Below are 12,876 nucleotides of genomic sequence, written 5' to 3' on the forward strand. Positions count from 1 at the left end.
GCAATGCGGTTACTCGGTTAATGGTCTTACCTGAATGTCTTTGTAGTACACCACGCTCTTGGGATCGTGTGCCTGCAATGCAAATGTACCTTGTTTCAGGAATTTATTCTTCATCTCTCCCTCGCGCTTATCAACGTCGGTTTCCTCGTAATCCACTACTACTTTATCATTAATCTTGATGGTAATGTGCTTGCCTTCCACTTTAATGTATTCGGTATACCATTCATTGTCTTTCACATAAGTATCCTTCACGTCGATCACATTGTAAAGGCTGCCGGTGCGTTTGTAATCGGTATGCGACTGGTTGACTTGCACTTCGTAACCCTGCGCCGGCCAGCCATCCTCCTGGTAAGTAGTATGAATGAAAATACCGGAGTTTGAACCCGGTGTTGTTTTCACCTGGGCTTTAAATTCGAAGTTTTTGAACATATGGTTCTTAACCGGACCATCATAGAACAGATGCGCCCGCGGCCCGGCCACTTTAATGGTGCCGTCCTCGATAGTGAAGGAGCTCGCATTCGCCCCGATTTTCCACCCGGTAAAATCCCTTCCATTGAACAGGCTGATCCAGCCGTCCTGTGCGTGTGCAGAAATTCCAAGGGCAATGCTCAGCAAAACGGCGCTGCAAAAAACATGCATTAATCTTTTCATAAAATTCCGGTTTGGTAGTTCAAAAAGGTTGGTTTGTGAAAATCGGTCACCGTGTAACTAAACCGCAAACTTCTAAAAACTACTGATTCTTCACATAAAGTTTACCGACCGGCAGGCAACCTTCGACTGCATTTTGTGGTTGTATTGAGCCGGGGGGACGTCCCATCGTTTCCGCAACCACTGATTTTAGCATGAAGAATCCCTATTTGTCCCTGCTCGCAACAGCCTGGCGCTATGCCCGGCAGCAACGCGGCCGCTATCTGCTCGTGTATGGAATGTTTGTGATGGCCAACCTTGTACTGGCGGCGCACCCGTTGCTTTACGGCTGGTTTATCCAATCCATCCAGCAGGATGCAGAAGGCACTTTGCGTAATGTGTGGGTATACGGGGGCGCATACCTGGGCTTGATCCTGCTTGAATGGGCGTTTCACGGGCCTGCGCGAGTGATGGAGCGCAAACTGGCGTTCGATCTGAGCCGCAATTTTCTCGACGAATTGTATCATCAGGCGCTGCACCTGCCCATTCGCTGGCATCAGGACCACCACAGCGGCGCGACGATCAACCGCATCCGCAAGGCCTATGAAGCATTGAAAGACTTTTTTCAGAACGGCTTCATGTTTCTGCATGCCTTTGCCAAATTCATATTCTCATTTGTCGCCATTATCTGGTTTTCGCCCCTGTTTGGCGCAGTAGGCGTACTGATCGGGGTCATTAATGTGTATGTGATTTTTAAATTTGATAAGCCCTTCATAAAAGCACTCGACGAATCCAACGAAAAAGAGCACATCGTCTCCTCAACGCTGTTTGACAGTCTTTCCAACATCATCACCGTTATCACGTTAAGGCTCGAAAAACGGATGAAAATCAGTTTGATGAGCAAGGTGGCCGACGTATTTCCTCCTTTCCGGCGGTCGGTGTCTATTAACGAATGGAAGTGGTTTGTGGCAAGCGTGTTCATTGCTATCATTTACATTGTAGTCACGATCGGCTATGTATACCAGCATTACGTGCCGGGCGAAGTGTTCCTGGTCGGCGGGTTGGTTACCCTGCTGAGCTATGTCAATCAGTTTACATCAGTATTCCAGGACATTGCCTGGCAGTATACCGAGATCATCCGGTACAACACCGAAGTACAAACTGCCCGCGCCATCGGCGAGGCGTACCACGAACATCACCGCGTCGACGAAGCCGGCGACCTCCCGGAAAACTGGCAGGAAATCCATATCAGTAACCTCAATTTCTCTCACGGCGAAATATATGATGCCGAAAAGCAGGCCCACAGCCTCCACCGGCTCGATATCCGCATTCGCCGCGGCGAACGCATTGCATTCATCGGCGAAAGCGGAAGCGGGAAAAGTACGCTCCTTGCCTTGCTAAGAGGTTTGTACCAACCTGAAAAAGATGTTAAAGTAACCATCGACGGCCGATACGAAGCCGCTATCGAAATGCTTGCCGACCAGGTAACGCTCTTCCCCCAGGACCCTGAAATCTTTGAAAACACCATTGCCTACAACATTACCCTCGGCCTGCCATTCGAAGAAGAAGACATTATGCAGGTTTGCGAAACAGCCCATTTCGCAGAAGTAGTGAACAAACTACCCAAAGGCCTCGAATCCAGCATTCAGGAAAAGGGCGTGAACCTGTCGGGCGGGCAGAAGCAGCGCCTTGCGCTCGCGCGGGGCATCCTCGCAGCGCGCACGAGCGACATTGTGCTGCTCGATGAGCCGACCAGCAGCATCGATCCGAAGACGGAGGCGGCCATTTATGATAAGATGTTTGCTGAATTCAGGGGCAAAGCCGTGGTATCTACCCTGCACCGTTTGCATTTGCTCACAAAGTTCGACTACGTGTACATTCTCCGCGATGGCTACCTGATCGACGAAGGGACGTTTGCTCATCTCCACCGGAACAGCCCGGTGTTTCAGGATTTGTGGCGTCATCAGGATGCGGTAGCGGGCAGGTAACCGGCATGGTCACTACTCTGATTACGGCGCGTGACACTTCTTCTCGTCAAAAATTTGTTGCTAAATTTTGTAGAAATACTTTGAATATAGTAGCGAAATATATTAATTTTGATACGCTAACGAACAGTGACATTTAGACAGAAGATGAGGATGATATGTGATGAGTATACGTTCCAGACAGCAGTTCCTGCACTAATTTAAATTCCAACCGAACCTTATTGAAGACTTATCCCTGCGGAAATCCCGCGCGGGAGCGGTATGCCCAATCTGCCAGCGCCCACTGCGTTTTACCCAAAAAAGTTTGAACAATAGCTAAAAACTACGCCAGATATGGCATATCTAGACACCTACACGCCCCCTTTGACACCCGCGTTGGCGGCCCATTTGCTCCGGAGGGCGACATTTGGCCCCACTCAGCAGGAAATAGCCAATTTTACAGGAAAAACCGCCACCCAGGCCGTCGATCTTCTGATTAGCAATGCTTCCTATCGCGCTTCTCCCCCGCCGCCCGTCGAAATGGACGGCACAAGGAGCGATGTTGGTCAGCCGTTTATTGAAAAGCCATTTGTCAACGCATTGAGCTACACCTATTTCAGCTATGTTAAAAACTGGTGGGTGGGACTGATGGCCGAGCAGAATGGATATCCGTCAGTACTCGAAAAGCTGACTGCATTCTGGCAGAACCATTTTGTCGTGATCCACTCGGCGGTAGAGGATTATCGCTATATGTATCGCTATCTCCGCCTCTTACGCGCAAATGCGCTCGGGAATTTCCGCGATATGGCCATTGCGATCACCAAAGACCCCGCCATGCTCACGTTCCAGAATGGCAACGAGAATACCAAGGAACACCCGAATGAAAACTATGCACGCGAACTACAGGAAATTTTTGTAGTGGGTCAAAAAGACTTTCATGGCAACTACAATTACACCGAACAGGACGTAAAAACCGCTGCGCAGGTGCTCACAGGTTGGCAAACAAAAAACCGTCGCCTTGAAGGCAGCACTACCATCGATTCGCTATTCAACCCGGACCGGCATGATACTTCCGACAAGACTTTTTCTGCCAAATACAATGGCACGACTATCATCGGCCGCTCCGGTTCCACCGCGGGCGACGCTGAGGTTGCAGATCTCATCAACATGCTGGTGCGCCACCCTGAGTCCCCGAAATACATTTGCAGAAGACTCTACCGCTATTATGTGAATCCCAATGTAACGCAGGAAATCGAAGACAACGTGATTGTACCGTTGGCTGCATTTTTTGCCGGCTCCTCCAACAATTTCGCTATCGCACCAGTCATCAAAAAACTGTTGACCAGCCAGATTTTTTTCGACCCAAAGAACATCGCAGCGATTATCAAATCACCGGCGGAGTTTCTGGTGGGCACGGTAAGGTTGTTCGACATGCCCATTGCGGATATGACCACCGAACCGGCGGCATTCGGGCGGATGACAAGCCATTTGGCCGATAACATGAAGCTTTTGCAGCTCAACCTCCTCGATCAGCCGACAGTATTCGGCTCCCCGGCTTATTACCAGACCGGCTTTTCAAAAAACTGGATCAACGAGACGCTGATCGGACTGCGTGGCAGGCGCTCGGATACGCTGGTGTCGTCGGTTATCGAAATCAAACCCGGCCAGTACATTTCAATCGATATCCTGGGCCGCCTCAGAGCGATCCAGCCTAATTTTTCCAATATAGCCGCTTCCCCCGCTATTACCGCTGAGCAGGTACTGGCCGAATTTACCAAGCATCTTTTTGCATTGGAGCTTTCGCAGGAACAGAAGGATTTCCTGATCGACAAGATCATGATGATGAACAGCGCCGTACGTGCCACCTGGACCAGGGAATGGGACGCGTACCGCGCCGCTCCGGACGACGCGACCAAGCAAAGCACGATCCTCTGGCGATGCCGCGCACTGTTAAGATACATGATGAGAATGGCCGAATATCAACTATTTTAATTCCCGCTGTCGATGAAAAGAAGAGATTTTATGTCAGCGGCATCCTCGCTGATGGTCCCTGTGGTGCTGAATGGCTTTGGCGTTAAAGCATTTGCCAAAAGTTCGGCGCTGGTGCAGGCACTGAAACAAACCTCAGCAGCCTACAACGACCGCACCTTGGTGATCATTTACCTCGCCGGCGGCAACGACGGCCTTAATACCGTTATCCCACTCGAATATTACTCCCAGTATTACGGCCTCCGAAGCAACATCGCGATCCCGGAATCCAGCGTGCTGAAACTCGCCGGCGCTCCCGAAACGGGCTTTCATCCGGTAATGACAGGTATGCGGGACCTCTATAATGAAGGGAAACTGGCCATTGTCAACTCGGTATCATACCCCAATCCGGACCAGTCGCATTACCGCTCCACGGATATCTGGATGACAGCAGTAGATTCCAACCAATATGCTACTTCCGGCTGGGCGGGGCGTTACCTGAGCGACCGGTTTTCGGGCTATCCCGAAGGTTACCCCAATGCCCAAATGGAAGACCCGCTTGCCGTTCAGATCGGGCAGATCGCCACTACCACGCTTTTTGGTGACAGGGCCGTTTCCACTGGTGTGAACATCCAGGATCCGAATGCATTTTACCAATTAATTGGAGAGAACAACCAGACGGTGGGTGCGCCATTGCCTTGCTGCGACGCGGGCGACTTACTTTCTTATGTAAGACAAAAACAGGTGCTCGCCGTCGGCTATGCTTCCGAGATAAAGGCGGCGGCGGATGCCGGCAAAAACCTTGGCGCGTATCCCGACGCTTCGCTGAAAAACGAACTGGCGGAGCAGCTCAAAATTGTGGCCCGGCTGATCCATGGCGGTTTGAAATCCAAAATATATTATGTCGAACTCGGCGGCTTCGATACACATTCCGGGCAAGTAGGCACGAATACCACGGAAGGTGTTCATGCCATCTTACTGAAAAAGCTTTCTGATGCGATTGCAGCGTTCCAGAATGACCTAAAGTTACAGGGAATTGAGGATAAAGTACTGGGAATGACGTTTTCCGATTTTGGCCGCCGGGCCTCTTCCAATGCCTCCAAAGGCACCGACCACGGCATTGGTGCGCCGATGTTCGTATTCGGAACCGGCATCAAGAGGCAGGTCATCGGTACCAATCCCGATCTCGTGAACGGCCTTCTGCCCCCCACGCCAGGCCCGGGCGTGAGCAACCGCGACATTAAAATGCAAATCGATTTCCGCCGCGTATATGCCGATGTGCTGAACGACTGGTTCGGTACCGCCGACGCCAAAACCGACCAAATCCTGTACCGCGATTTTAAAACCACGTCTCTCTTCTCCGATGTGGTGCAAACGATCTCCTCCGGCTCCTGGCCGAACCCGGAAATCTGGTCCAACGGCCGTGTCCCCGATGCGAAGGCCATTGTTCGGATCAATTCCGGACATACCATAGATGTGGGGCAAAATATCACGGCGAAAGACGTCAAAGTCGAGTCGGGTGGGAAGCTCAAATTCCTGGGCGATTACAGCGTCAATATTACCGGTTAAATAATAACGATGCTTACAGCGAACAATTCGATATGAAAAATCTATATAAATGCTGCATAACGGCCTGGCTTCTCGCAATGGCAGTAGCCGGTTTTTGTCAGACAGGTATTGTCGAAACCGACCGTTCGGCGACGCGCGGCCTGGTGAGTTTCCCGGCCACGGCTAAATTGACGGGTATCGGTAATGCCAAACACGTGAACGGGTATGTTGAAAAAACAGGAACGGGGTCCTTTCTATATCCTGTCGGGCACAAGGGTGTTTACCGCCCATTCGGAGCGGACGGCGACGGAATTACCGGGGCCTATTTTCTAGAGAACCCGGAAACGGCCACTTTACCCGCCGGTGGCCCTTTTGCCACATCCAGCCGTGAGGGAACCGTCAAAACGGTAAGTACAGCGGAATATTGGGATATCGATGGTGCCAATGCCTCGCGCATTACGCTCACGTGGAATGCGGCCAGTAACGTTGGTGCGCTCACAGGCAACTCGCTCACAATGCTGGGCATAGTAGGCTGGAACACCTCTACTTCTCGCTGGGAACCCGTCAAAGCCGTAGTCGACGAAGTGGCGCATCAGGGTGGCATAAGCAATCTCACGGCCGGTTCAATCACCACCGTGCAGACCGTCGTGCCGAGTACATACAGCATTTATACCCTTGCAGCATTAAATTCAGCTGCCTTGCCAACCAATTACATTGGAAGCCTCGAAAATGTTGCCTGCACGACCATCAATGGATGGGTTTGGGACAAAAATTATCCCGATGTGGCGTTGACCGTCGAACTGGTGGAAGGCTCCACGGTACTCGCCACCGCACGCGCCGACCAGTACCGTGCCGATCTGAAAAATAATGGTACCGGCACGGGCAACTACGGTTTCACCATTCCCACTCCCGGCATATTGCTGGACGGGACCACTCACCAGCTGAGCATCCGCGTGAAAGGTAGTTCTACACTCATTACCGGCTCGCCAAAGGCATTAAACTGCACATTGGGTGGTAGTTTCGAAGGTACTGATTGCTACACGCTGAACGGCTGGGCATGGGACAAAAACAATCCCGGCGACGCACTGACCGTGGTGGTGAAGGAAGGGAGCACTACACATACTACCGCAGTGGCCAATATTTTCAGGCAGGACTTGAAGAACAATGGCACCGGCACAGGCAACTATGGCTTCAAAATACCGCTGCCTGCCGTACTCCGGGATGGTAACACGCACCAGATCAGCATAAGTCTGCAAAATTTAAACTACACATTACCCAACTCGCCGAAGCCGGTCAACTGCCCGGTAAATCAATATATAGGGCGATTCGAAAATGCAGATTGCAACTACATACAGGGTTGGGTCTGGGACAAAAACTACCCTAACTCCGCATTAACCGTCGAGATTTATGAAGGCAGCACCGTGTACGCTACGGGTACCGCCAATATTTACCGGGAGGCGCTGAAAACGGCAGGTTATGGCACGGGCAATTATGTTTTTAAAATACCTACACCAGCCGCGCTCTGGGACGGCAAGAGTCACCAGCTGAGCGTGCGCGTGAAAGGCACCACCGCCCCGCTCTCCGATTCACCACGAACATTAAGCTGCTCGGTGAACCAATATGCGGGTAGTTTCGAATGGTTCGACTGCGAATCCATTAAAGGTTGGGCATGGAACAAAAATGCTCCTAACAACGCGGTGGAAGTGGAATTGTACGAAGGTACCACCGTGTACGCGTCCACCGTGGCAAACATTTACCGCGATGACCTCAAAGCCAACGGCACCGGAACCGGCAACTACGGTTTCAGGATGCCGATGCCGGCCGCGCTCAAAGACGGCCAGAACCACAGCGTCAATATTCGTGTGAAAGGTTCTACGACCGTACTTAGCAACTCACCGCGCGTAGTGAACTGCGCTGTAAATAATTACGAAGGCCGCATGGAGACGCCTGATTGCAGCTACATCCAGGGTTGGGTCTGGGATAAAAATTTCCCCGGCAATGCGTTAACAGTCGAGATTTACGAAGGCTCCACCGTATACGCCACAGGCACAGCCAATATCTATCGTGATGCATTAAAGACAGCCGGAAAGGGGACCGGTAACTACGGCTTTAAAATACCCACGCCGGCCGCCCTTATGGACGGCAAAACCCATCAGGTGGGAATACGGGTGAAAGGCAGCGCATTTACATTAACCGACTCTCCTCGGGCACTCACCTGCGCCGTAAACCAATACGCCGGCAGTTTCGAATGGTTCGACTGCGACGCGATCAAAGGCTGGGTGTGGGACAAGAATGCCCCTAATAGCGCCGTAACAGTGGAAGTTTATGAAGGAACGACTGTTTACGCAACGGCGATAGCCGATCAATACCGCGAAGACTTAAAAAATGCGGGCATCGGGACCGGCAATTATGGTTTCAGGATCGCAATGCCTGCTGCGCTCAAAGATGGCCAGAATCACAACATCAGCATTCGCGTGAAGGCTTCGACGGTTGTGCTGAACAATTCACCACGCGCGATGAATTGCCCGGTGAATGCCTACGAAGGCCGTTTCGAAACCGCCGACTGCGGCTTTATCGCGGGTTGGGTTTGGGATAAAAATTTCCCGGCGAATGCATTGACTGTCGAAATTATCGAAGGCACTATCGTCCACGCAACCGGCGTGGCGAATATATACCGCGAAAGCCTCAAAACAGGGGGTATTGGCACAGGTAACTATGCGTTCAAGATCGCGACGCCGATGAGCCTGATGGACGGGAAAGCACACCAACTGAGTGTACGCGTGAAGGGCACCACATTTGCGTTGGCAGACTCCCCGAGGGCGCTCACCTGCGCCGTAAACCAATACGCTGGCAGTTTCGAATGGTTCGATTGCGAATCGCTCAAAGGCTGGGCCTGGGACAAAAACTTCCCGAACAACGCCGTCACCGTTGAACTCTATGAAGGGACCACTGTTTACGCTACGGCCGTAGCAGATCAGTATAGAGAGGATTTAAAGAACGCAGGCACAGGAACGGGTAACTATGGTTTCAAAATCACGATGCCAACAGCACTGAAAGACGGCCAAAATCACGCTTTGAGCATTCGCGTAAAGGGTTCGACTACCATCCTGAATAATTCCCCACGCACGACCAACTGTCCTGTGAATGCCTATGCCGGCCGCGTTGAAACGCCGAGTTGCAGCTACATCAACGGCTGGGTCTGGGACAAAAATTTCCCTGCGAATGCATTGACCGTGGAAGTTTTCGAAGGGACGACGGTGCTGGCGACCGGCATTGCCAACATTTACCGAGAAGCGCTGAAAACCTCAGGCATTGGCACCGGTAATTATGTGTTTAAAATTGCGACGCCCGCTGCTATCAAGGACGGAAAGGCCCACACGTTCGGCGTACGTGTAAAAGGGACCACTTTCACCCTCACCGATTCCCCGAGAACATTAACATGCACCGCCACCGGAAGGATTGCTGCTCCGGAAGAAATGGTGGAAATCGTTCCGGAGACAACCGGACCGGAATGGAAGGACGACGCCCGGCTCGTGATGGCCCCCAACCCAACCCGCGGGCAGATGACGGCCATTTTTCAGCTCAACAACAAGCAACGCGCGACTATGGAGGTATTCAACCTCGCAGGCCAGCGGATATGGACAGGTGAAGTAGCCGGCAAAGGCGGTACCATACGACAGGCCATCGACCTCGGCACCCAGCCCGACGGCACGTATCTTTTCCAGCTTCGAAGGGGTGCGATGATCCTTACCCGGCGAATAATTTTGGTTAAATAGCATTGTAGAAAGTAAACGGAGAGTCCGCCTCGGCCTGGGCGGACTTTTCATTTGCTCGAAGAAATCACATAGCCGAGGTAGAGGTCAATTTGTTTACCTCCCAAAATGGCCGAAAGAATGCTGTTACTGCCTATGGTGAAACCCTTGTACCGCCATGCGGCACCAGCTGTGAGGCCAGTATGTTCCTGGTAGGCCAATGGCACGGAAAGCACCACGTCGTTTCGCATCCAGCTCGGCACCAGCGTCACATAGGGCACCTGATACAATTTGTACAAATCATTTTTTCCATGCAAGCTTACACCCGCTCCCCCATTTACGAGCCAGTTCGGGGACATACGGTAATCCGCCTGTAAGTGGAGCATTGTCGGCAATGTAATGGTGTAGGCTTCGGTTTTGCGACCGGTACGTGTGAAAAATTTCGGGAATTTGTCAAAAACGCGGGAGGCACGGCTGAACAGCGAATTGTTGAAACTACCATTGAAATAAAGTCGCTCGTCGTTGGTGATGTGGACGTCATACGACTTGCTGTACGTGCTGTCGGGTTTGTATTTGACGTTCCCGATGTCGGTAACTGAAACACCTAACCTGAATTTCCACGGCTCTCCCGGCGCAGTGTGGTAGGCATAGCTCAAACCTATATCCCCTCCTATACCTCCTTCGCCCATTTTGAAAAGATTACCGGCTGAAAATCGATCGAAAAGTTTCCCTGCCGTGAGCGTAGAGACTGTACCTGTGGCACCGGTAATGAAACTCACACCATCGGAATTGATGCGAATAAGCCCCGTAAGTGCGGATACGTCGATGGATGTGTGGGCAACGCCGTTGATGTATTTGAGCGCCCCGCCAATACGCAAGCGGTGCTGGCCGCTGTGCAGCAGCTCATAAGCGAACGAAGCGCCGACGTCCGAGAACGCAGCAATGCTGGTTTGCATGTTCGCAATCTGCGGCAGGCGATACGGGTAACTTTGTTCCACTTTGGTAATTTCCCCTATTTCGGAAAGCAAGCGACCGTCCACATGTCCGTAATTGGCGTGAATGCGCATCCGTGTCGTAAGCGCCAGCGTGAGCCGGTCACCCGCACGAATCGCGACCGACGGCCCTTTAAAATCCAGGGTACCTACCCCGGTCGACACGGAAGAAGTGCCTAAAACATCGGAGCGGAGAAAATCCGCTCCCGATTTTCCAAAATCGCTTATATGAATGGATGCAGTATTAGAAGTCGCCCGGGCGCTTATGGTCACGATATTAGCGGACCATGTTTTACCGTCTGTATCGAGGAACGCGGGGTTTTGAAAACCGGCGGTGATTCCCGGTACTGCCGGCCCGGTCACAGACATTTGCGCGAATGCCGGAAGCGACAACAAGCCCCCGAACGCGTTTATCCAGAACTTCGCGATCCCCGTCATTCAGTGTCAGAATTGAAATGATTTTCTCACATTCAACATTAATCCAAACGAGTTATAAAGCAGCCTGCCGGAATCTATTGCCGCAGCCAGGCCCACTTCCCAATTATTTTTCACCTTTTTACTACCTTCGAGATATCCGGAAAACTGGTTAACTTCCTGGAAATACGGCGGCGGCAATACTTCTCTTCTTTTGCCCAGCGAAGTACCGATCGGGCTTGTACCGTATGTGCCGAAATTCCTGGAATACGACAAACGGGTGGTAATATTCACACTACCGATGTTGCCGATAAAGCCGGTATTGAAAGCAATCACGCGGTTATTGACGAAGTATTCGCCGGTTTTGTGCCGTAACTCCGCGCGCGCTTCGTGGCGGGGTGTGAGAAACGGGTTGCCAATGCCCCGGTCACGGTATGACCAGCCCCCGCCATACATATAGTTGTTATAATAGTTCTCGTCACCAGATTTCGTAACCTTCGACCACAGTTCGCCCGCCTGGTTTTTGGTATATAAAAATTCAACCAGAACCTTGCTCCAACCGGAGTTGCCTTTCCGCTTGTTTTTCAAAGAAATACCCGTTAAACCATCCTGCACGTTCGCCAGTTTGGACAATGCGCCTACGTCGTAGATCTGTTGGCGGTACAAGAAAACCTGCGTTGTACCCAAATCATAGGTTGCACCGAAGTCGATGGAGCCCAGTTGATTGCCCAGCTTAGTTGCGAATCCGCTATTGGCCCGCCAGGTCTGGCCAGTCACCACGTAAAAAAACGATTGCATCTTGGACAAGTTGAAGCCTTCATAGATATCATCCTCGTTGCCATACATCGTCTGGTGGTTAAACCCAGCGAAGATATTCAGCCGCCAGCCCGGCCTGCCGAAACGTCCGTAAAGCGACTTCTGGTGGTAATAGGAGCTAATAGGCGGGATATTGTCCTTTTTGGCCCCTCCCCCGCCCACCGGGTTGATGGGCGTGGTTCCAAACCATCCGTAGCTGAAATTGCCCTTGAACGACAGAATACCGCCCAGTATGGGCAACCGCCAGTATTCGGGTACAGAAAGTTCTATTTTGGGAATACCCAGCGCATTACCGGACACGGCCAAGGCGCCCGACGACAAGGTACTATCTACCAATCCGGTTATATCACGGGAACGGCCCGCTTTCAGTTCAAAAATGCCCGCTTTGATGGCCGCGAAACCTTCAATCAGCGTGCCCTCTGTTTTGCTGCCTATATTGAGTCGATAGACCATGCCGGCCCGCCAGTCGAACACTCCCTTTCGGCCTGTTTCGTAGCTTTTAGAAATACTCCCGATCAACCCACCGGAAGTTCCAGCGACCGGGACGTTACCGAAACGGTTGGCGCGCATCCAAAATGGCACGACTTCATTGGTAGTAGTTACAATAGGAAGCTCGATACTTGCGTGGAAAAGGCTCTGCTGAGGCTCCTGAAAAAAAATACTGTCCTGTGCGGCAGGCATTGACATGTCCTGTGCATGGACCCACACCGGGACGAGCAGGCCCATGCAAACCATGAGCACAAAGGAATTTGAGATTTTCTTCATTAACGTTGAGTTAGTTCTTCGAGAGGGGTA

7 protein-coding genes are annotated in these 12,876 nt (G+C 51.8%); 4 read left to right on the top strand and 3 right to left on the bottom strand.

What is annotated here, in order from left to right; all coding sequences use genetic code 11:
• Positions 1-9 precede the first annotated feature (9 nt).
• Complete coding sequence (locus tag AC2YIT_RS14675) at positions 10-651, bottom strand: 3-keto-disaccharide hydrolase (RefSeq protein WP_430845644.1); 642 nt, start codon at positions 649-651, stop codon at positions 10-12.
• 191 nt (positions 652-842) lie between these two features.
• On the opposite strand from AC2YIT_RS14675, the gene AC2YIT_RS14680 reads away from it, so the two are divergent.
• From AC2YIT_RS14680 to AC2YIT_RS14695, 4 genes are all read left to right on the top strand, one after another.
• A complete protein-coding gene (locus AC2YIT_RS14680) occupies positions 843-2,615 on the top strand; it encodes an ABC transporter ATP-binding protein (RefSeq protein WP_487279656.1) in 1,773 nt (590 codons plus the stop codon).
• A gap of 330 nt (positions 2,616-2,945) precedes the next feature.
• Positions 2,946-4,583, top strand: a complete 1,638-nt coding sequence (locus AC2YIT_RS14685) for a DUF1800 domain-containing protein (RefSeq protein WP_487279657.1) — start codon at positions 2,946-2,948, stop codon at positions 4,581-4,583.
• A gap of 12 nt (positions 4,584-4,595) precedes the next feature.
• Positions 4,596-6,128, top strand: coding sequence for a DUF1501 domain-containing protein (locus AC2YIT_RS14690; protein WP_487279658.1), 1,533 nt, complete (start codon positions 4,596-4,598; stop codon positions 6,126-6,128).
• Positions 6,129-6,160: 32 nt separating this feature from the next.
• The gene (locus AC2YIT_RS14695; RefSeq protein ID WP_430845640.1) at positions 6,161-9,883 is read left to right on the top strand and encodes a T9SS type A sorting domain-containing protein; all 3,723 of its coding nucleotides are present in this window, start codon (positions 6,161-6,163) and stop codon (positions 9,881-9,883) included.
• 47 nt (positions 9,884-9,930) lie between these two features.
• Here the strand turns inward: AC2YIT_RS14695 and AC2YIT_RS14700 are convergent, their stop codons facing one another.
• Both AC2YIT_RS14700 and AC2YIT_RS14705 read right to left on the bottom strand, forming a co-directional pair.
• A complete protein-coding gene (locus AC2YIT_RS14700; protein ID WP_487279659.1) occupies positions 9,931-11,289 on the bottom strand; it encodes a DUF5723 family protein in 1,359 nt (452 codons plus the stop codon).
• A gap of 6 nt (positions 11,290-11,295) precedes the next feature.
• The gene (locus tag AC2YIT_RS14705; protein WP_487279660.1) at positions 11,296-12,846 is read right to left on the bottom strand and encodes a capsule assembly Wzi family protein; all 1,551 of its coding nucleotides are present in this window, start codon (positions 12,844-12,846) and stop codon (positions 11,296-11,298) included.
• Between the last annotated feature and the right edge of the window lie 30 nt (positions 12,847-12,876).

The sequence above is a fragment of the Dyadobacter sp. SRI_021 genome (genome assembly GCF_057586235.1).